Annotated in this window: 20 protein-coding genes and 2 pseudogenes; 18 read left to right on the top strand and 4 right to left on the bottom strand. The window is 59.9% G+C overall.

Annotated elements, in window-relative coordinates:
* The first annotated feature begins 125 nt into the window (after positions 1 to 125).
* The 8 genes and pseudogenes from EAH76_RS23525 (at position 126) to EAH76_RS23495 (ending at position 6733) form a co-directional block, all read left to right on the top strand.
* Complete coding sequence (locus EAH76_RS23525) at positions 126 to 830, top strand: tyrosine-type recombinase/integrase (RefSeq protein ID WP_140852692.1); 705 nt, start codon at positions 126 to 128, stop codon at positions 828 to 830.
* Positions 831 to 834: 4 nt separating this feature from the next.
* Positions 835 to 2028, top strand: a complete 1194-nt coding sequence (locus EAH76_RS23520; protein ID WP_140852691.1) for an IS91 family transposase — start codon at positions 835 to 837, stop codon at positions 2026 to 2028.
* A 983-nt stretch (positions 2029 to 3011) separates the two neighbouring features.
* On the top strand, positions 3012 to 4424 hold the full coding sequence (locus tag EAH76_RS23515; protein WP_140852690.1) for a putative bifunctional diguanylate cyclase/phosphodiesterase: 1413 nt from the start codon (positions 3012 to 3014) through the stop codon (positions 4422 to 4424).
* Entirely contained in the window at positions 4417 to 4869 is a 453-nt protein-coding gene (locus tag EAH76_RS23510; RefSeq protein ID WP_140852689.1) for a BLUF domain-containing protein, read from the top strand. Before EAH76_RS23515 ends, EAH76_RS23510 begins: the two co-directional genes overlap by 8 nt.
* 137 nt (positions 4870 to 5006) lie before the next feature.
* The gene (locus EAH76_RS23505; protein WP_140852688.1) at positions 5007 to 5435 is read left to right on the top strand and encodes a BLUF domain-containing protein; all 429 of its coding nucleotides are present in this window, start codon (positions 5007 to 5009) and stop codon (positions 5433 to 5435) included.
* A complete protein-coding gene (locus EAH76_RS24765) occupies positions 5432 to 5560 on the top strand; it encodes a hypothetical protein (RefSeq protein ID WP_277754324.1) in 129 nt (42 codons plus the stop codon). Before EAH76_RS23505 ends, EAH76_RS24765 begins: the two co-directional genes overlap by 4 nt.
* Before the next feature lie 12 nt (positions 5561 to 5572).
* Positions 5573 to 5926, top strand: a pseudogene (locus tag EAH76_RS24930) (BLUF domain-containing protein); the annotation flags it as partial.
* 603 nt (positions 5927 to 6529) lie between these two features.
* Positions 6530 to 6733, top strand: a complete 204-nt coding sequence (locus tag EAH76_RS23495; RefSeq protein ID WP_140852687.1) for a hypothetical protein — start codon at positions 6530 to 6532, stop codon at positions 6731 to 6733.
* A 21-nt stretch (positions 6734 to 6754) separates the two neighbouring features.
* On the opposite strand, the gene EAH76_RS23490 is transcribed toward EAH76_RS23495, so the two are convergent.
* Entirely contained in the window at positions 6755 to 7018 is a 264-nt protein-coding gene (locus EAH76_RS23490) for a tryptophan 7-halogenase (protein ID WP_140852686.1), read from the bottom strand.
* Positions 7019 to 7388: 370 nt separating this feature from the next.
* Here EAH76_RS23490 and EAH76_RS23480 point away from each other — a divergent pair, with 370 nt between their 5' ends.
* The 7 genes from EAH76_RS23480 (at position 7389) to EAH76_RS23450 (ending at position 13621) form a co-directional block, all read left to right on the top strand.
* Positions 7389 to 8015, top strand: a complete 627-nt coding sequence (locus EAH76_RS23480) for a hypothetical protein (RefSeq protein ID WP_206667928.1) — start codon at positions 7389 to 7391, stop codon at positions 8013 to 8015.
* A 100-nt stretch (positions 8016 to 8115) separates the two neighbouring features.
* Positions 8116 to 8766, top strand: coding sequence for a hypothetical protein (locus tag EAH76_RS23475; RefSeq protein ID WP_140852684.1), 651 nt, complete (start codon positions 8116 to 8118; stop codon positions 8764 to 8766).
* A complete protein-coding gene (locus EAH76_RS24065; RefSeq protein ID WP_161989139.1) occupies positions 8763 to 9254 on the top strand; it encodes a hypothetical protein in 492 nt (163 codons plus the stop codon). Before EAH76_RS23475 ends, EAH76_RS24065 begins: the two co-directional genes overlap by 4 nt.
* A 6-nt stretch (positions 9255 to 9260) precedes the next feature.
* Entirely contained in the window at positions 9261 to 10109 is an 849-nt protein-coding gene (locus tag EAH76_RS23465; RefSeq protein WP_140852682.1) for a COG1470 family protein, read from the top strand.
* A gap of 62 nt (positions 10110 to 10171) precedes the next feature.
* The gene (locus tag EAH76_RS23460) at positions 10172 to 12418 is read left to right on the top strand and encodes an SdrD B-like domain-containing protein (protein WP_161989138.1); all 2247 of its coding nucleotides are present in this window, start codon (positions 10172 to 10174) and stop codon (positions 12416 to 12418) included.
* A 103-nt stretch (positions 12419 to 12521) separates the two neighbouring features.
* Entirely contained in the window at positions 12522 to 13193 is a 672-nt protein-coding gene (locus tag EAH76_RS23455) for a response regulator transcription factor (RefSeq protein ID WP_140852680.1), read from the top strand.
* Between the two features lie 38 nt (positions 13194 to 13231).
* Positions 13232 to 13621: a response regulator gene (locus tag EAH76_RS23450; protein WP_140852679.1), complete on the top strand. Its 390-nt coding sequence runs from the start codon at positions 13232 to 13234 to the stop codon at positions 13619 to 13621.
* 83 nt (positions 13622 to 13704) lie between these two features.
* Here EAH76_RS23450 and EAH76_RS23445 read toward each other — a convergent pair whose 3' ends face one another.
* Positions 13705 to 14088: a response regulator gene (locus tag EAH76_RS23445; protein WP_140852678.1), complete on the bottom strand. Its 384-nt coding sequence runs from the start codon at positions 14086 to 14088 to the stop codon at positions 13705 to 13707.
* A 341-nt stretch (positions 14089 to 14429) separates the two neighbouring features.
* On the opposite strand from EAH76_RS23445, the gene EAH76_RS23440 reads away from it, so the two are divergent.
* The 3 genes from EAH76_RS23440 (at position 14430) to EAH76_RS23430 (ending at position 19219) form a co-directional block, all read left to right on the top strand.
* A complete protein-coding gene (locus EAH76_RS23440; RefSeq protein WP_140852677.1) occupies positions 14430 to 18335 on the top strand; it encodes a PAS domain S-box protein in 3906 nt (1301 codons plus the stop codon).
* A gap of 87 nt (positions 18336 to 18422) precedes the next feature.
* Positions 18423 to 18830 (top strand): response regulator, encoded by a 408-nt coding sequence (locus EAH76_RS23435; protein ID WP_277754323.1) that lies wholly within the window; start codon positions 18423 to 18425, stop codon positions 18828 to 18830.
* Complete coding sequence (locus tag EAH76_RS23430; protein ID WP_140852676.1) at positions 18821 to 19219, top strand: response regulator; 399 nt, start codon at positions 18821 to 18823, stop codon at positions 19217 to 19219. The genes EAH76_RS23435 and EAH76_RS23430 overlap by 10 nt, the downstream gene beginning before the upstream one ends.
* An 80-nt stretch (positions 19220 to 19299) precedes the next feature.
* On the opposite strand, the pseudogene EAH76_RS24685 reads toward EAH76_RS23430, so the two are convergent.
* A pseudogene (locus EAH76_RS24685) lies at positions 19300 to 19715 on the bottom strand (integrase core domain-containing protein); the annotation flags it as partial.
* 214 nt (positions 19716 to 19929) lie between these two features.
* Positions 19930 to 20454 carry a hypothetical protein gene (locus tag EAH76_RS23420; RefSeq protein WP_161989136.1) on the bottom strand — a complete coding sequence of 175 codons (525 nt, stop codon included), beginning with the start codon at positions 20452 to 20454 and terminating at the stop codon, positions 19930 to 19932.
* Positions 20455 to 20618: the final 164 nt, after the last annotated feature.

Genomic DNA, 20618 nt, shown 5'->3' with positions numbered 1-20618 from the left:
TGCACGAACCCGCTGCGCGGGAGGGCGTGTGCGGCATGGTTGAGGTGAAGGAAAGAGCGTTGCGCGCCGGTTGAGCGATGCAGGACGCAGGCAGAGCATCGGGCTCCACCAGAAGGAGCCTCACCATGCACATCCTCGCACCCGCCGTGGCTGTCAGCCCGCTACGCCAGCGCCTCATCGACGAGATGGAGATGCGACGGTTCTGTCGCGAGACGCAGCGCAACTACATCCGCGACGTCGGGCGGTTCGCCACATTCCTGGGGCGCTCGCCCGACACCGCAACGGCGACCAGGTGCCTCAAGCATCAGGCGGCGCTGTCCGTCGCCTATGGCGCCGGGCTGCGCGCGGCCGAGGTCGCCGCCCTGAAGGTCCGCGACGTCGACAGCGAGCGCATGCTGCTGCGGGTCGAGCGCGGCAAGGGCGGGCAGTATCGCAACGCCATGCTCCCAGCCGGCCTGCTCGCGCTGCTACGGGAGTGGTGGAAGGTCGGGCGGCAGGAAGGCGTGATGCACCCGGATGGCTGGTTGTTTCCAGGCCAGCACTATCTCAAGCCGCTGAGCACGCGGCAGCTGCACCGAGTGGTCGYCGAGGCCGGCATCGCGGCGGGCATCGACAAGCGGATCGGCCCCCATACGCTGCGGCACTGCTTTGCGACCCACCTGCTCGAGGACGGGATCGACGTGCGGATCATCCAGGCGCTGCTTGGTCACGCGAAGCTGGATACCACCGCTTATTACACCAAGGTCGCGACCCGGACGATGCGCAACGTGACCAGTCCGCTCGACAAGCTGACGATGGTCACAACCGCGGGAAGAGCACCCGGCGGCTGACCCGGTGCGTGCCTCACTCGAGGTCGCAGACATCTTCCGCGCCGCCGGTCCTGCATATCGGACGAGCCATGCCGGGCACCTGAGCCTGGACAAGCTCAAGGTCATGTCGGCGATCGAGCACTGTCGGACGGCGGCCCTTGGCGGCCATGTCGACGCCTGTGAGGACTGCGGCCATTGGCGGGTCGCGTATAACAGCTGTCGGAACCGGCACTGCCCGCGGTGTCAGGGTGCCGCCGCGCGCATCTGGCTCGCCGAGCGCGAGGCGGACCTGCTGCCGGTCGGCTACTTCCACGTTGTGTTCACGCTGCCGGCCGAGGTCGCTGACATCGCGCTCCAGAACAAGGCTGCGGTGTATGGCCTGCTGTTCCAGGCAGCGTCGGAGACGATGACGACGATCGCGGCCGACCCGAAGCACCTCGGTGCCCGCATCGGTATCACCGCCGTGCTGCACACCTGGGGCTCGGCGCTCACCCACCATCCGCACATCCACATGATCGTGCCGGGCGGCGGGCTGTCGCCGGACGGCACCCGTTGGGTGTCGTCGCGACCGGCGTTCCTGCTGCCGGTCAGGGTGCTGAGCAAGCTGTTCCGGCGCCTGTTCCTCACCCGGCTGATGGCGCTGCACGAGGCGGGGCGGCTCGCGTTCTTCGGCAGTCTCGCGCCACTCGCCGACCGCCGCGCGTTCCTGCGTCACCTGTCACCGGTTCGGAAGAAGCGCTGGGTGGTCTACGCCAAGCCGCCGTTCGCCGGACCCGAGACGGTGCTCGCGTACCTGTCGCGCTACACCCACCGGGTGGCGATCTCGAACAGCCGGCTGATCCGCCTCGACGACAGCGGCGTCACCTTCCGCTACAAGGACTACCGCTGCGGCGGCGCCGAGCGGCAACAGATCATGACGCTCACCGCAGACGAGTTTATCCGCCGCTTCCTGCTCCACGTCCTGCCCAAGGGCTTTCACCGCATCCGCCATTACGGCCTGCTCGCTGGCGCCACCCGCAAAAGTCATCTCGACCACGTTCGTCAGCTGCTTGGCGTTGCGCTACCCGCCGCCGCCGATACGCCAATCGAGCCCGATGATGTGCGACCGCCATGCCCATGCTGCGGCGGCCATATGGTCGTGATCGAGACCTTCGAACGCCAGCACCAGCCTCGCGCACCGCCGGCGTCGACGGTGCCACCCGGAGTACGGGCGCTGTGACCCGGCACGGCCCGTTATCGATAGACCCCGCATCGCGACCGCGTCGGGGAACAGACGAGCTCGCGCGTAGCGATATCAGAGGCGTCGCTGCGCCCGGCGCGGATCGTCGACCTATACCTGAAAGCCCATTATCAGCTCCCGCATCGGGTCGGCCCGCGGGGACGGACGACAACAAATCCGTCAGGTCAGCAACCACTCCAACCTGCCAAAATCCGAAATCCCCATAGGTCACCGCTCGAGGCCCGCGGGTTCGGGCCTCCCAGACTTTCGTACGCCTGCCGGCGCCCGAAACTCTTCAGGNGGCACGGCCCGTTATCGATAGACCCCGCATCGCGACCGCGTCGGGGAACAGACGAGCTCGCGCGTAGCGATATCAGAGGCGTCGCTGCGCCCGGCGCGGATCGTCGACCTATACCTGAAAGCCCATTATCAGCTCCCGCATCGGGTCGGCCCGCGGGGACGGACGACAACAAATCCGTCAGGTCAGCAACCACTCCAACCTGCCAAAATCCGAAATCCCCATAGGTCACCGCTCGAGGCCCGCGGGTTCGGGCCTCCCAGACTTTCGTACGCCTGCCGGCGCCCGAAACTCTTCAGGATTACGGACTGGCCGGTTTGGAGCCGCAGACTGCGTTTTCGGTCATTCGTTCAGCTTCATTGGGGCGGCAACAATGTGCCCTAGTTTCTGTCGTTGAGGGCTCAACGCATCGATTTCAAAAGCGACCGCTGCCGTAGCCGGTGGAATATTTCGGCATTCTTTAACCATCGATGTCTTTAGTCGCGCTGCGTTGGAGTTTCGCTGAACGCTCTTCAATCGTCATTTTGTTCGCCATTCGCTCGTCGTCCACACGGGGCGCAGCTTATTAATATCTGGCGGCTAGAACCGACTTCCTCGGCAGGAGAACGCGTCACATCGTCGCGCAACTACACATAAAGCCAGTTTGGCAGAGGCCGAAAACTGAAACGGCGGCGGCGGGGATTCAATGAGTTTACCTCAATCCACAGAGAGTCCACCTATCCTTCGCTCGACAGCAGCAAATTCGTCGGAATTCGGTGTCCGTGATTCGCTGACCGGCCTTCCTGGCCGCCAGCAGCTCGTCGATGCGCTCGCGGCCCTGTTTGCCCCGCCGAATGCCAACCCGGCCCTCATCCTGTTGGATCTCGACCGCTTCAAGCTGGCCAACGACGGGTTTGGTACCGAGGTCGGCGACGCCCTCTTGTGCCGAGTCTCGCAGCGACTAGTCAGCCTGGCGAAGGGAGCCGTTATGGTAGCACGCGTCAGCGGCGATGGCTTCGGTGTCCTCTTGGCCGACACCGTGGAGACCGAGGCGGTCGCGCTTCGGATTCTGGACTACATCGGCCGCCCTTATGCCGTCAGCGGTCATTCCGTCACCATAAGCGCAAGCGTCGGGTTTGCGATGGCCCCTGAAGACGGGTTCGACGCCGCTTCGCTGTTTTACGGTGCCGACCTCGCACTTCATCAAGCGGAGAAGGATGGCCGAAGTCGGCTGCGCCGGTTCGCTTCCTCGATGCAGACGACGGCCAGCGTGCGCCAGAAACTGGAAAGCGATCTACGTGCAGCGCTGACACTGCAGCAGGTGGAACTGCGGCGTGCGCTCGTTTCGGAACAGTTCGAGGTCCATTATCAGCCCCAGGTGTGTCTCGCCGATGGGCGGCTGAAGGGGTTCGAGGCTCTGCTGCGATGGCGGCATCCTCTCTGCGGCTGGATTTCTCCGGCCGAGTTCATTCCAATCGCCGAAGAGATCGGCCTGATCGAGCTAGTCGGTGAGTGGGTTATGCGCATCGCCTGCCGCGACGCCGCCGCGTGGCCTGTTCCACTCGGCGGACGTCCTTTGAGGATTGCCGTCAATGTCTCGCCCCTACAGTTGCGGGATGGGCCATCTCTGCTGGCAGCCATTGCTCGCGCCGCCATGGAGGCAGGCCTACCCCTAAAGCGGCTGGAGCTGGAAATCACCGAGAACGCCCTGGTCTGCGACGTGGCCGAGACCCTTCTCGCCATCAAGCAGATGGGTTGCGAGCTCGCGCTTGACGATTTTGGCACCGGATACTCGTCGCTCGGCCGACTGCGCAATCTACCCTTCGATCGCATCAAAATTGACCGCTCGTTTATGTTGGACCTCGCCGAAGAGGCAGCAGATGAAGCGCGCAGCAGCGCTATGTGGATGGTTCGAGCTATCGCCTCGCTTGGCTCAGGCCTAGGTCAGGAGACGATCGCTGAAGGGATCGAGACTGAGGGTCAGGCGGCACTGGCGCGGGACGCCGGCTGCACCGAGATGCAGGGCTTCCTAGTCAGCCGCGCCATCCCCAATACCGAGGTGGCCGACTTCATCGTCAACCACGTCTGCGCCGAGAAAGGGCAGCCCCTCCATGACTGATCCCCTCTATATGCTCGCTTACTTCAGCCGAAATGCGGTCGATAATCAGGACCTCTCATCCTTGAATAAGGAGATCGAGGCGATCTTGCACACGGCGCGCGAAAGCAACCGTCAGCGCGGGATCACCGGCGCGCTGCTCTACAGCTCGGGTTGTTTCGCTCAGGTCTTGGAAGGTCCGCTATCCGAAGTTGAAAGCACGTTTGAGCGTATCCAGTTGGACCCTCGGCACCGCGATGTCGCGCTGATCCAGCACCAGCCCATTCCAAGCAGGAGCTTCGCCGACTGGTCCATGGCCTTCGCGGGTATTGACCCGGATGCCCCAGAACGCGCACAGATCGACGAAGTGTTGGCCGATCCAGATAAGATCACTGCCGAGGCCGACGGCCTAACGTTCGTCAGCGTCTTGCGACAGCTAATCGGGCGCCACGAACTTCACCAGGTGTGAGAGGTAGCTCGGGCAATGTCAGATCAACGCGCCCGGGCGCGATGGCAGAATGATAGCCGCTCATTAATTAGATGTATCGCACAGTTTATTAATGGCCGAAATGGTACATCTATCTGCCTCATTCGGAGGGGGATAACATGGCCGTTCACACAATCGTTTACCGCAGCGTTCCTGTCTTCAACGGATCAATTTCTTCTTATCTTGGAGAAGTCGACAGTATCCTAGCGACGGCGCGACGACGCAATCCTGCAGCCAATGTGACCGGTGCCATGTTGTTCAAGGAGGACTGGTTCGTCCAATTGCTTGAGGGTGACGAAGGCGATGTCCAGACCACCTTTGATCGCATTGCAACCGATCCGCGGCACGAAGATGTTGAATTGCTGGTCAATCGCACGGTGCCCGCTCGCCAGTTTCCCGATTGGTCAATGGGATTTGTTGGAGACGCGCCTGCGGTACGCAAGCGCTTCGCGGAATCTCCATTGGCTGCGCCGGGCCTGGTATTGCGCGAGGACGAGATTGTCGATTTCATGGTCTCGCTTGCGCGTGATGAGGCGTCAAAAGTGTGAGCCCGCCCCGGCGCAAGGTGTTAGACGACCGCGATCTGGTCCTCAACATCAATGTCAGCGATTGTAAATTCGCGGCGGTGGAAACACGCGACTATGCGGTCCTAAACGGCGTGCTGAAAACGTGACGAAAGAACAATGCGGACCTTGGGCTGACGGGCGCTTTATTGTTGTGCGAAGGCTCGTTCGTCCACGTGCTTGAGGGGACGCCGAATGGCGTAAAGAAGATGCGAGCGCGCGTTGTCGCTGATCCGCTGCACACCAATGTGCGTAACTTGCGCGAAAAAGCATGTATCAAACGCCGCTTTTCTAATTGGCCGCTTGCCTATGTCGGGCCGCCCCGCTGGGTACAGCGCGCACTGAAGAACCATGAACTGGCCTCAATGGGGTCTGAAACACCCGATGAGGCCGAGTTTCTGGTCGATTTAATACTTAGTTTTGTCGGAGACGACCCCGGGACCGCTACCGAACTTTCGCTCCCAGCTTGGGTATAGAGAAAGTCGGAGCCTAGGACTGAAGCGACCCTTATGGCTTAGGGGCCGACAAATTTAATTTTGTCTGTTTCAATCTCGGGCTTGTCAGGAATCATATTTCGGTAGGTGCAACCGCGACGTACGAATGTCTGAAAGCGGACGGCGGCCAGGCGGATCGCGATGCGTAAAGAAAAGACGACGAAGCCCGATTTAACCAGAGGTCGCGGAGCCTGGTGAACATAACGTCGCGCCAGCTAAGCTAGAGAAACTAGGCCGAGACATTTCAGCCCCGGCCGCGTCCCACTACCGTAAAATTGGTCGCCCGCATCTCGGTCGGCCAAAGCAACATACATCAACTATGATTGCCGTATAGCAATAAATCTGCTGCCAAAGTTTGCTCCTCGCAGTGGCCTCATTGCACCGGGCGCCGCGGTCGCGGATGTGTATCATCTTCGATCACTTAAGCAGATCCCGGTTTGACGGTAATTAGCGTTTCGCTCGCCCGCAAGGCGATCGGATCCGCGTGAACTGATGCTCTGCCGTTTCGGCGTTCGCTCGGCGATTGAGGCCGGTAGGAAGGTCGGTGTCATCGTCTGCATGCCGTAAAGCACCTATTTATGACTGATGAAAGCAAAGCCTGGTGTCGAGCGCGAAGTCGAACCGGCCCGGCGGGCGACACTGCCAATGCTCGATCAGATCGGCCAGTGGCGCGGACCAAGTGCTTCGATCGGCATTGTCGCGGCAGAACGGTTCCAGGCGGCGGCTGAGGCAGTATTGAAGCGACAGGAAAGTCACGAGATTGTCGTATCGCGCGCATCAGCGCGTTGAAGGGCACGGACAGGGCGTTGATCAGGCCACATGCGGCAGCATTTCGACGATCATTGCCACTGCCGCCTCGATCACGACGGTGCCTGTCGCCTCTAGCGGTTCGAGGAAACCGGCCGCCAGCCCGACCGCGGCACGATTGTCGATCCACTGGCGTTCGCGATAGCCCTGCTCGAAAGCCAGGCAACGCGTCGGAATCGTGCCGGGCTCAACACCAAGCCAGGCATGAAAAGTTTTTTGCCGCGCGCGTCGTCGATATGCGCGCTGGAGTATACACACCCATGCCATGCGCGTCGGCGAATCTCATGTCCCAAATCCAGCCCGCCTCGCGCGCTGTCGCGCCCGTGAAGCTTGGAAGCTGGGCGCGGCCGACGATAGGGTACCTGGGCGGTGAGCGCGCGATCGGTGAACAGACGGGAGCGCACCGATTTGTGGGGTCGATTGAAAACCGTGAACTCACCTTCCGGTCGGAGGAACCGGGCGGCTCTTTCGGGGGGCGTTGACCTGTACTTGAGGCCGCTCACTCTGCTGAGAGCATCGTCCGAGTTGCGGGAATTACGGGCCCCGCGCGATACAAACCAGAGAGACGGTTTCGATATCACTCAGTCCACACAAAATCTCAGCCGGAGATCGTCCGGCCTGTAGTGGAGTAGGTGGAATGAAGATGCGAACCGTCATGAACCTTACGGTCCTGCTAGCAGGGATTGCAGCCCTTCCGTCCGTCGCGAACGCGGAATCCAAATTCGTAACCGGCACGGCGACGCCGTTGACGGCGACGGCGAATCTGGATTTCACCATCACGATCCCGAAATTCGTATATCTACGTGTCGGCACTGGCACGAATGCTGCGACCAGCGCGACAATGGATAATCTGATGTTCACCGTCCCAGCAGCTAACATCGGTGATGGGACTGCGATCGCGGGTACTGGCGGCGATCTCACCGGCGGTCAGGTGACCGCGCGCGTCATGGGCAATAATGGCGCTATCGCCTTTAGCTCGACGACGACTGGTGCGCTCGGCAATGGCGCTGGCGACACGATCTCTTGGACGCAGATGAACGTCGCGGTTGCTTCCAACACCTCCGCGACTGCGCTCAGCCATCCGGGTCTGGTCGATGGCAGTACGACGAGCATCAACTTGCCGACCACCAGCGGTACCAAAGTGACCAATCTCGATGCCAAATGGACCTTCAGCTACAAGAACACCGCGATTGTCGCCGCGGGTACCTACGGCGGTATCAACACCAACAATGGCCGGGTCACGTACGGCGTATCCATGCCCTGATAGGTGCGATAAGGTACTGTGGTAGCGCGGCCCCAGGGGCGCCAATTGTGCCAATACGGGGCCGCCGGCAACCGTGGTCGAATGCGGTAAGGGGGCAGGAATGGTTCAGCGAAAATCGGGTCTGCCGATTGGTATTATCGCAGGTCGCGTACAGCTGGCATTAGCTTTCGCTTTGCTGGCGACCCCCGCAGTTGCCGACGCCTATACCATCACGATCACGGCGGCGCAGCGATCCATCTATCTTCAGGTCGGTGTTGGCGGCTATGTAGGGACGTATAACGCCGGCGGGAAACCGGGCAACAATGCGACAATCAACGTCGTATCGGTAAGCGTCCCGGCGGCGAGCCTCGGTTCTGGGACCGCGGTGCAGATGACCTCAAACAGCACCGCGTCGGCAAGCCCAATTGACGGTTACGCCTTTTGCACGCCCCCATCTCAAGTCTATATCGGAGCCTGGTCGGCACCGGGCGCGGGCGCGGGGACCGCCACACTTACCGTCACCACGCCCGTGAATCTGACCAACGGAAGTGACACGATCCCGTTCAGTCAGATCAGCTGGGTCATGTCGGGTGCCGGCGACACCATCACACAATTTCCGAACGGCACCTTCAGCGGGGGAACGCAGACGTTGGCGACCTTCCCGGCGAATGCGTGGAAGGAACAGTGCATGACCTTCACCTACGCCAACACGGTGGTGCCGGCGGCGGGCACGTATACCGGCCGCGCCGTCTATACGCTTTCACTGCCATGAACAGGTTGCGCACGGCAGTACTCCTTTTCTGGTTGAACGTGATGCCGTTAGCGCCCCTCACAGCGCAGACGGTCGCCTCAGGCTCGGCCACTGGAAGCAGCTTTCGGGTCGACGATAGTGGCACGGTCGTACTTGATCCGGTGCTAGCGATGCGGTGGCGCCCAGTCGGCCGGTCGGGCGCCTCATCGATCGTTTCGGCCAACACGCGTGTCGGCGTGCAACTCAATCTCGCCAGTTGGATTGGACGCTCCGGGCGGATTTATATGAGCCTCCCGCGCACATCGGGTCCGTCGGTCCGCGGAACTTGGACAACGGGCGGCGCAATGCTCGCCGGAACATTAATTTCGGGTGATCGTACGCTCGTCTATGCCGGCCCGATCACCGGACCAATTCTGCGCGACCAGTTCAACATCACCCTCGAGGCCGACGGCACGCGGCTTACGGGCCCCGAAGCGCTGGGCTTCGGGTTTGAAATCGATTTGGACTAGTAAAACATGGCATTACTCGCTCGAATTTGCTCTGCCACTGCCTCGATCGGATACACCGCCGCGCTGTGGCCCGCACCTGCGCATGCGGAGGATTTTGCTCTGTCTGTTTCGCCCCCGAGGTTCGAGCTTGCGGGCCAAGCGGGGCAGACTGTTCGCGGCGTCGCCGAGTTGTCCAACTCTTCCAATATTGGGGCGGAGTTGAATTTTGCAACCGCCGAATGGGAGCTAAGTGCCGATGGCGGCGTCGCGACGAGCACTGCGCTCAAGCCTGGATCGTGTCGCCCATGGGTGTCGATCGAACGCGCTCAAACGATGCTACAGTCAAAACAACAATTGCGCTATCGTTTCGAAGTAACGCCCCCTCCGGGCACGCCGCCGATGGAATGCCGCTTCGCGATCCTTATTTCGAGCGGCGAAAAACGCGTCTCGCCGACCGCTGGCGTTAGCTTCCCAGTGACTGCGCAAATCGCGCTGATCGTCTACGTCGCCATCGGTGGAGTGAAACCGCATCTCCAAATCGTGAAGGCTGACGTGCGGACGGTCGATGGCGTTAAGAAACCAACGCTGCTCGTAAAGAATACCGGCGAGGCGCATGGCCGTCTCGCTGCGTTCCTGACAGGAACCGACGCTAAGGGCATCAAGCGCGAATTCACACCTTCTACTCTCCCGATCCTACCCGGCGAGACCCGAATGGTCATTCTCGACGTGGATACCGGCACGGATGCGATTGAACGGGGCGGTGCAGCACCTACCAAGGAAGCGAAGGTATATCCGATCGCCTATCCGCTGAAGATGACGGGGACCATGAATGATTCGGCAAATTCGTTCAAGTTCGACGCTCTGTTTGATCCTTGATGCGTGGGCCTCCCGGCGATTGGTTTGGCGCTCGGTCCGGCGGGCTGAAATCGGCCGCCAGCATGCTCCTGTCCGCATTGCTGGCCCTATCGCCCGGCGTGGCGGGCGCACAAACCAGCGGCGCGCTCGTTCCGCCCCCGGCCGAACCCTATATCGACCGGCTTATTACAAGCGGTCAGCTCAAGCCGCTCACTCACGATGAATCTGACGCGACATCCGGGAAAAGCGGCCCGATCCGATCGTTAATCGTCGAAATCGGTGCATCACAGATCCTGCCAAAGTCGCGAGTTAGCGACTTGGAGACAGCGCTTGTCGACACTGCACAGCAAGAGGTCGGCATCTCGATTACTGGTCGGTACCAGACCGCAAACTATGGCCTGTTGGGCGTAAACGCGCAGCTCCGACGCGGCAGTGGCGACACGCTCTTCGACAGCACGCGATCGGACAGCACGAATGCCTCGATCACGCTCTCGAGTAAGGGACTTCCGCTCGGCAAAGGCTGGCTTGCGGACAGCGCGATCGGCATGACGTCGACTCGGTCGATTGGCACTGTCAACCAGCAAGGGCGATTCTTTATCCCTACCACGCCGCTGCTCGGCAGCAGTGTTTCACTGAACAGATACGCGCGAATAACCGCTGCAAACGGCACTGACGACCCCCGACCAGTCGCCACGGTCAACCTTTCGATTGGTGAACCCGGTTTGCTGGGCGGCCTGCGGCTCGGCAATTTCAGAGGGCTGTCAGGTGTCGGTGCCTCGGCCGGCGCCCAAGTCAACGTCTCGCAAACGTTGACGGTCGGGCTGCAGGCGATAGATATCGAGAACACGCACGATCCCTATTCTGTTATCCAGCAAGCTGCAGCCCCGAGCGCTGCCGCATCGAAGATTTCGTCGCGCGCCGCGCTCGTCTCGCTCGACTACCGAGCGAACGGGCTAAGCTTGCGGACGACCGCGCTTTGGTCGAGTGTGGGTGGATCGACAACGGACCCAATAATTCTTTCGCGCAATTCGGGGCAGGCAGCCGGTGCGTGGGTCGACGCGAGCTACCGCGCGGGGCGTACGGTGCAGACAGGCGGCGTCTATTACTTCGCGCCGAACCTGAGCTGGGGAACGTCTGCGATCGTCAACAATGCGGTCGGCGGCTATTATCGCATCGCAACCTCGTCGCAACGCTGGCGCATGACGCTGAGCCTCGATGGAGTGCGCGCGCTCAACGAACTTGGATCGCGCGGGTTCGTCACCAATGCCGATGTTCGGCGCCAGCTCACCTTTGTCACTTCGGTAGGGATCAATAGCACCTTCCGCAGGGCCAACGGAATTACCGCGTTCCAAACCCTCGGCTTTGTCGATCTACCGACGCCGCTAGGCCCGACGCGTGGCGAAGCCGGCTGGAGCCACGACCCGTTTTCCGACTTGTTTCGGCTGGGGTGGAATCAGACCTGGTCGCTGCCTGCTTGGTTCCCCTCCGGGAGCCGGCTCACCACGCAACTCTCTTTCGACCATCGCCGCCAGTCGGATGGCGCGCTTTTTGGCGCCTCGACTGGCTCGAAGGGACAATCCAATACCCTGAGCGGCGCGATCAGCGGCGGTGCGACCCCGTTTAACGGAGTCACGCTTGATGCGACGATCGCCTATAGCAGCAACGCTGCGAGCACTTCGTCCGCCTATTTTGGCCCAGTCGATTCGACGGGTGGCGCACTCAGCACGCTGACCTCGCAACAGGGTCAGACCTTTTCGGGCACCGCCATCGCAACGGTCCGGCTGTCTTCATTGTGGACCCTGTCAGCCTCGTTGACCGACGCCCGATCAAGCTTTTCGAGCCGTTATGGGCTGCTCGGTCTACCGACCTCCCCCTTGGGCTATACCCCACAGGAGATCGCCCGGCTGCAAAGCAGTTCGTTCCGGCTGCGCTCCGGTGCATTTACCCTGCGCTACGCGCTGTCCGCAGGGCTGCCGAACGCGCTCCTGGGTCGATCGACCTATCCCGTCGGGGGCACTGGTACGTTGGAAGGCAACGTTTATCTGGATGGCAACGGCAACGGACGTAGAGAAGCCGATGAGCACGGTGTTCCCGGCGTCGTTGTCATTCTGGATGGAATCCAGGCGATAACCACCGATTCCGCGGGTCGCTATCGGTTCGAACATGTCGCGGACGGACCGCACCGAATCTCGGTAAATGCCGATGCTTTGCCACTGCCATGGTCGCTCGCCTCGGACGATCCGACTGGCGCCAGCGGCAGCTTTGCAAAAATAGTTTCTGTGGACGTCCGTTCGACCGAGATTCTTGATATTGCCGCCGTGCGGCAGTAGCCACGTCCGTGCGTGTGTTCCATCGGCCCAATCTTCAGCGGTCTTTAGGCCTATGCCGCTATTAGGCTCGAGTGACCTTGAATTACAGATCTAGGATCAGCGCGTGAGCGATTTCGTCTATATCGTCGATGATGACCCAATCCTGCGCGATATCCTGCGATCGGCCTTGCTTCATCATCAGAATTTGCATGTGCAGTGCTTTATCTCGGGCGATGCGTTTCTTCGCGATTGCGAAGACCGTGATCCCGGCGTTCTGCTTCTGGATGTGCAAATGCCGGGATCTTCGGGGATCGATGTCCTGCGGCACCTAAGTAGCGAGCCGAAGCGGTTTGAAACGATTGTGCTAACCGCGACCGGCAACATCGCTATGGCGGTCGAGGCAATGAAATACGGCGCGCGCGATTTTCTCGAAAAACCGTTCGAAGTTGACCAACTCCACCGCCGAATAGATCAGGCGTTCGAGGCGCTATGTACCGATCGCGCAGCAAACCAGTCCAAGCGCAAGGCCATGGCATTGATCGCGTCTTTGTCAGTCCGTGAGAGGGAAGTCCTTTCGCGCATCGCCGATGGCCAAGCAAACAAGGTCACTGCGCACGAGCTTGGGGTAAGCATCCGTACGATCGAAACGCATCGCGCGGCGATCATGAACAAGTTGGCCGTCACAACGATCTCCGAGGCCGTGCTCGTCGCCGCGCGTGCTGGGATGTTGCGCTCATCGGATGTTGCGGAAACTACGGACGAGTCCGTTTATCGATCCGGTACGAACCACGGTTAGATTTGCGCACGGCGTAAGGCTCGGAATGGGTGCGGCAAATGTTGATATTAACGGTCGATGACAGTGACATTATCCTCGACATTCTCGAGGATGCCCTGCTCGAAGCGGGGCACCGAACAGCCCGCGCGGGTGATGGCGTGGAAGCGATCGAATGGCTGGGCCATCACCGCGCAGATGTGATCACCACCGACAGAAACATGCCTCGGATGGACGGCTTTAGCCTGCTTGAGACACTAGCGAATCGCCATGACCTTGGCGAGCCGCCCATCATCGTTATCTCATCACTGAACGACACGGCATCGCTTGACCAAGCCATGGCTGCCGGCGCAACCGACTGGTTCGTCAAACCTTTCGATCCGCAAAAGCTGATCGAAAGGATTGCTACCCTCGCCACAGAAGTCCCGATCGCGTCGGGGCCACTCAGCTGACGAATACAGGGCGGGCCAGACTGTTATCTGATGGATGTGTGGCGTACGCGTCAGCTATGCGTCGACGCCATTATCAGCGCGGCTCACCTGATAATGCCGCCTGCGCTCGCCATAACCTTGCCGATGGCTTCGAATAGAATGTCCATGGCGACTGGCTTAAATAGCACCTCATTCGCCCCTGCGGCATCGCAACGGGCGCGCAAGTCAAATGCTGTGTCGGCAGTTAGCACTATGACCTTCAAATTTGACTTTGCGTCATTCCGAGTGCGAATTTGGCGTAGCGTTTCGAATCCGTCGGTTCCCGGCATGCGTAAGTCGAGCAACACGAGGTCAAAATCGTGATTGTTGATGAGGCCTATGCCAATTTCGGTGCTTTCCGCCTCGATCATTGTAGCTCCGGCGACGTCGAGCATGTCTCGAACAACCCGCCGGTTCATCGCGTCATCCTCGATGAAGAGAATGTCCAAGAAACGCCCTACCGTGATCGTCGAGCCAAAAATGTGGCCGAACCGGTCAATTTATGAACTCCTTTCCAACGTCTGTAAAGCTGCGGTGCACGTGTTCGAAGCGGAAGCACGGGCTATCTAAAACTGACGTCCGTGGTGATCGTATCGACGACCATAGAAACATGTTGTCGTTACGGCCCGCGGCCGACGTACTTGGATCGGTACGAGCGAAAGCCGAGGCGTAACGAAACAACTTTACCTTGATCAAATCACCCTAGAATTTCCGATACTGGCAGGCGCGCGATAATCTCGCTGCGGACCTTTTCCGCAAAAATTAACCTAACGCCGCTAGCGTTTCTTAAATGACGAAAATCATTGTAGAGCCGACATCACGTCGCGCTAAATTCGTTCTGCGCGTTCTTGCTATCCTTGCCATTGCGGGACTCGTCAGCGCACTCGCCTACGCTGGCCTTGCTTTAACCCGCACCGGAGGCCGAGTTGCCGCCCTCTGGCTACCCAATGCTGTGTTGGTGGGGATCCTCCTCCGAACCCGCAATAATAGCTGCCCGTGGATCGTCGCTGCCTGCTTTGCCGCGAACGTCGTGACGAACATGCTGGTCGGCGACGTTCCGTCGGTCGCAGTGACGCTTTCATTCGCGAATGCTACTGAAGTCGTCATCGCTATTTTCGTCATGCGCCGGGCGTTCGGCCGCAATCCCGAAGTGGGGGACCTGCGAACGCTTGGTGCGTTCCTTGCCCTCGCTATTATGGCGCCACTCGCGTCGGGCGCGGTCGCGTTAACTGGTCTGGCGACAAACGATCAGGACATGCTGACTGCATACGGCTCTTGGGTAATCTCGGATGGGCTAAGCCTAGCGATCGTCACTCCGCTAATCCTTGTCGCGGTCGACGCGTGGCGGGCACGTCGACCATTGACTCGATCAACGGCGACAAATTGGGGCGTGCTGCTTTGTCTCGCACTGATCGGCTCGGTGCTGATTTTTTCGCAGGAACGCTTTCCGTTTCTCTTCCTTGCATGCCCGATCGTGATCGTGGCTGCGTTTCGCGCCGGCATTCCTGGAACTGCCGCAAGCGTTGGGATCGTAGCGGTCGTCGCCTCGATCGCGACATTCCTCGGAACCGGCCCGATCATGCTTGTCCATGGGGACGTGGCAGCGAAGATTTTGGTCCTGCAAGCGTTCCTCGCAACAGCGTTCGCCATGGGGCTACCGGTCGCGACTGTATTGGCGGGCCGCGAAACGCTGCGTCGGCAACTGGCTGACGCGCAATCCTTTACGAGCACGATCCTCGACAACATGCAGGAGGTCGTTTTCCGCACCGATACGGCGGGCCGCTGGATCTTCCTCAACCCGGCGTGGGAGAACCTCACCGGCTATTCCGTCAGAGAGAGCCTCGGTTGGACGACGACGAAGCTGCTCCATACCGAGGACAAGGCGGTCACGCTCGACATTTACCCGAAGATCGCGGTCGGCGATCTCGAGGAGGCAAGGCTGCGGCAGCGGTTCTTTACGGCGTCGGGCGAACGCCGGCACATCGAAGTGCTCGTCCGGCGGCTGACAGATGGCGACGGACGCTTCATCGGGACGACGGGCAATATCCGGGACGTCAGCGAGGCCGTGCATCACGATCGCGAACTCGCCGAAAGCGAAGCGCGCTTTCGCTGCATGGCCGAAGCGGCGCCCGTCGGGATCTTCCGCGCCGATGCGCTAGGACAGGTCACCTACGTCAATCGGCTCTGGTGCGAAAAAGTTGGTCTGACGGTCAACGAATCGCTAGGAAGCGGCTGGATGCAAGCAGTTGCCGATCCCCAAGCCTATGCCGATGATCCGGCATTTACCGGCTTTCATGCGGCTGGCGACGTGCGCCGCCGAACAGTGCGATTGCGCGGTGTTGCAGGGGACGACCTTTGGGTCGAGACTGTAAACGCCGCCGAATTCGACGAGAATGGCACGCTGACTGGATACGTCGGTGTGATCGTCGATGTCACGGTGCAGCGTGCTGCGACCGAGGCGCTACGCGATAGCGAGCGTAAGTTCCAAACGCTGGCAAATCTAGCGCCAGCTGGGATCTTTCGTACGGACGGCACAGGCAACTGCCAATATGTCAACGACGCGTGGTTGCGGCTGACGGGATTTGAGGACGACAGCTGGAGGAACGACGGCTGGACGACTTCGCTCCATCCCGATGATCGCGATAGGGTCTATGCGGCATGGGCCGCCGCGGTCGCGGAGCGGCGCGCTTTCCGCGAGGAGTGGCGTTGGGTGCGCAAGGATGGGTCTATCTCGTGGGTCGATGGGATCGGCCGGCCAGAAGTTGACGAGAAGGGTGTGGTTAGCAGCTTCGTCGGCGTCAATATTGACATAACTGAGCGCCGTGCTGCCGAAGTGAAGCTTGCCGAGCGTGAAGCCCAGCTGGAATTGCTCGCTACCAACGCCACGGATGCCGTCTTCCGCATCGGACTCGATGGCCGCTGCCGTTACGCCTCGCCGTCGGTTGGGCGGCTAACGGGCATTGACCCGGCGCAAATAGTCGGTCGCCAGATGCTTGCGCGCTTCCATCCTGAAGATTGCGCGACCGTCACCGATGCGTTCCTCAATTTGGCAAGCGGCTCGTTGTCCGAGACGATCATCACCTACCGGTCAGAATTGGCAGGCGAACCGGGAGTCTATCGCTGGCTCGAAGCCAATTGTGGCTTGGTACGCGACGTAGCAGGTCGGCCGAGCGAAGTCATTGCGTCGATTCGCGATGTCTCATCTAAAAAAGAGATGGAGGAGGCTTTGCGTCAGGCGCGTGCGAACGCAGAGAATGCGACGTCCGCGAAGGCTGCATTCTTAGCTAATATGAGCCATGAGATTCGCACTCCGATGAACGGAGTGCTGGGATTTACCGAGCTCCTCGCTGCCAGCAGCCTCGACCAGGAGCAGCAGCGCCAAGTGCAACTCATCGCGGAGTCTGGGCGAGCAATGATGCGGCTGCTCAATGATATTCTAGACATTTCGAAAATCGACTCGGGACAGATGGAGATTTCTAGCGAACCGGTGGACCTGCGGCACAAATTGCAAAACTGCGTGCGGTTGATGGAGGCTGTGGCGATGTCGAAGGGCCTCCTGTTGACGCTCGACATCGATCCAGTGCTGCCGGAATATATCTTGAGTGACGCACTGCGCATTCGGCAGATCGCCCTTAACCTGATCGGCAATGCCCTCAAGTTTACCGACACGGGTGGCGTGACGGTTCGGGCTTCAGTGCTCGACCAGACGCTGCTAATCGAAGTCATCGACACTGGCGTTGGCATTCCCGACGATCGTTTGAATGCGATCTTCCAACAATTCGCGCAGGCTGACGGCTCGATTGCGCGGCGTTTCGGGGGAACTGGCCTTGGGCTTTCGATTAGCAGCGAATTGGCCCGCCTGATGGGCGGCGCAATCGACGTGCGCAGCGAATTGGACAAAGGGTCTACCTTCACGATCCGGCTTCCCCTGCAGGTCACCACGAGAAATTCAAACGAGCAGGCTGCCTTCGCAGCAGCAGAGCGCAATGAGCCACTTGCCAAGCGCGCGCGCATCCTCATTGCCGAGGATTACGAGATCAATCAGATGCTGATGCTTTCTCTAGCGACCGCCGCCAACTTCGACGCCGCGATCGCTAAAGATGGCGCCGAGGCGGTGAGGATGGTCGAGGACGCCGCTGCTGACGGGAAGCCATACGACCTGGTCTTCATGGACATGCAGATGCCGCTTGTTGACGGGTTGGAGGCGACGCGCCGGTTGCGGGCACGCGGCTTCTCGGCCGAGCGGCTGCCGATAGTCGCGTTGACTGCCAACGCGTATCAGGATGACATTAGGGCCTGTCTAGAAGCCGGGATGCAGACGCATTTGTCCAAGCCGGTTCGCACGCGGGACCTGACCGATGTTATCAGCCGTTTCGTAAAAAACACCATGCGTGAAAAAGCGTTAGACCAGCCCGTCCTATTATCCGCGGACTCGATACAAGATCTATATCTTGAACGTCGGGAGACGACACTGAAAGTTATCGCTACGGCGGTCCGGGAGAAGCATCTCGACAAGCAAAGCCTAGCCCACATAACCGATTTGCTCCATAAATTGGCAGGAACAGCGGGCTTCTTCGGCGAAGCGGCATTGGGGTCGGCTGCCGCCGAACTTGAGGCGCAGCTAACGCGCGTTGCTTCAGACGAAACGCTCAGCGTTTTGTCAGATGGATGGCCAAAGCTCGCCGACGCCGCGTAAGGGGCAGCGTCTTACCGCCTAGTAACAACTGAATAAATAAGGGACTCGTAGTAAGAGCCATTCGACCCACGCAGCGAAATATTGAGGGTGCGTTCGAATTGGTGTGGGAAGAGGATTGATCCTGGCAGTGTCATATTGGTTGATGATCGCGAGATCATAGCACGCCTCGTCCCGGATGCTTTTATGACAGCCGGCCACGCGTTAGGCGGGCTTCTTGACGGCTTTTCAGCCTTGGAGAGAATCAAGCGCCGGCCGCCGGATTTTCTTGTACCGGATTGCAATATGCCGGGGCTGTCGGGCGTTCAGTTGCTTCACATCGTGCGAGAATCTTCGCAGTTGCAAAGCCTGCCCGTACTTTTGCTCACCGGCCGCGAAAGCGATGAGCGTATCGTACGTTATGAAGGCGCTAATGCTTATCTGCGAAAGCCGTTCGATGCGGTTCGGTTGGTCGGCAATGCTGAAGCGATGATGAGTGGAGGAAAGGCGTGGACGTAAGCGCTACGGCACCGAGCGATGTAACAAAGGTCCTAATAATTGACGACGATCCGATCATTTGTGCAATTGCGACGCGGATATTGTCCGAAGCGGGCTATGACGTGATCTGCGTCGCCAATGGCGAAGACGCCATGGACATCGCGTGGTATGAGGCCCCCGACATTGTTCTTCTCGACTGCGGTCTGCCGGGCAAGCCTGGCATGACACTTTTAAATGAATTCAGGGCATCGGCGCGGTTTCGCGCGATTCCGATAGTGATGATGACTTCACGTCGGAGCCAATGGTCTGAACGTATAGCTCGTGAGCACGGTGCCAACGCATATATTCGGAAACCGTTCGACGCACGAAACTTATTGATAGAAGTTGCACGGGTTTTCTCAGGACTTTAGTAGATGAAGACTTCATTCTTAGATGCGCAGCCGATGAGAACCGTTGGTTTACCCGCGTCGCGCGTGACCTGCTCCCCATTTCAGATCGCTGATACCTTAGCTTCGGTGTCCATGTGCCCTTGGCGGGGGCGGTTCGTAAACTCGTCGGGTGCCAACCCGTCAAGGCTACTCGGCGGATGCACGGTGTCGTAGACCGTCCGCCAGGCCTCGATGCGCCGTCTCGCCGCAACTGGCGAAGGGAACAGGTGCTCGTTCAAGCATTTGTCGCGCAAGCGACCTTTAAATGGTTCCACAGAACCGTTCTGTTGGGGCTTCCCCGGCGCGATGCGGCGTCCTGGCACCAGCCGAGGACGGCGTGACTGGTCAACTCGGTGCCATTGTCGCTGACTATCATGCACGGCAGCCCGCGACGTTCGGCGATGGCGCTCAGTTCACGAACGACCCGCGGACGGGACAGCGAGGTATCGACGATGCAAGTCAGGCATTCCCGGCCGTATCGGCGTGCTTGCACCCAATGTTGTACTGCGCAGCCAACATGAATGAATGGCCGGAGTTGGGAAGCGACAGTGGTGCCCTGGGCGTCCGGATCTGGGTCTTGGAAGCCGTAGCAACGCCTAACGGTCCACATTCAATCGCGTTTGTCGGGCATTAGCTGGCGTATTTCACAGACCGCAAACCCTTCCGGCGCCTCGCCAAAAGGAACTTCTTTGTCAATCTGGATGGATGAACCAGCGACCATCCGACCGATCGGCCCAATAACAACGGAAACGGTCCTCCGAACTCGGGGCTAAGACAGCCGCGGCATCTATTGGCCACTTGGCGTTATCGTCCTTGCCGTAGGACCGGCAGATCACCGCGGCTTTTGCCGCTACCGGATCGCTTTGGTAGGCATACGCCCGATAGTCGGGTCCTGCGGGACCACGTTCAAAACCGTCGGCAAGCAATGTTGTCAGGTCCGCAGTTGTCTCGGCTGGGGCGTCAACGAGACGATCTCGCTCGCTTCTGCTTCCAAGCCCGAGGGCGCTAGGCCGACGCTTAAGAACATGGATAGCCCGTGCGTCGAGCAAAACCGAAGCGCGATCAGTGCATATCACCTCTTTACCCAGGCAAGATTTATCGAAGCGCGCAATCAATTCGACCGTCGCGTAACGGTAGACGGCGTCAAAGCTGAAACCCCGCGCAGGTGTCGTGCCGCGCTGCCAATCCCATGAAAGCGACAAGCATCGGCTGGACATCGGGTTTTCCGGCGTTGCCTCTTTGGGGCACACTCTGCACCCCCACCCTTGGCACCGGTCGATCTGACCAACAAGCCGCACAGACGTTCCATTATAATCGTCTGGCTGGGAAATTATGTCGTCCAGGGATGTGACTACCTCGGCAATCCTGGGTGTGGCGGATC

This window comes from Sphingomonas glacialis, from assembly GCF_006439055.1.
In the GTDB taxonomy this organism is placed as follows: domain Bacteria; phylum Pseudomonadota; class Alphaproteobacteria; order Sphingomonadales; family Sphingomonadaceae; genus Sphingomonas; species Sphingomonas glacialis_A.
Note: the sequence above shows the minus strand (reverse complement) of the source record. Positions and strands in the feature narration are given on the sequence as shown.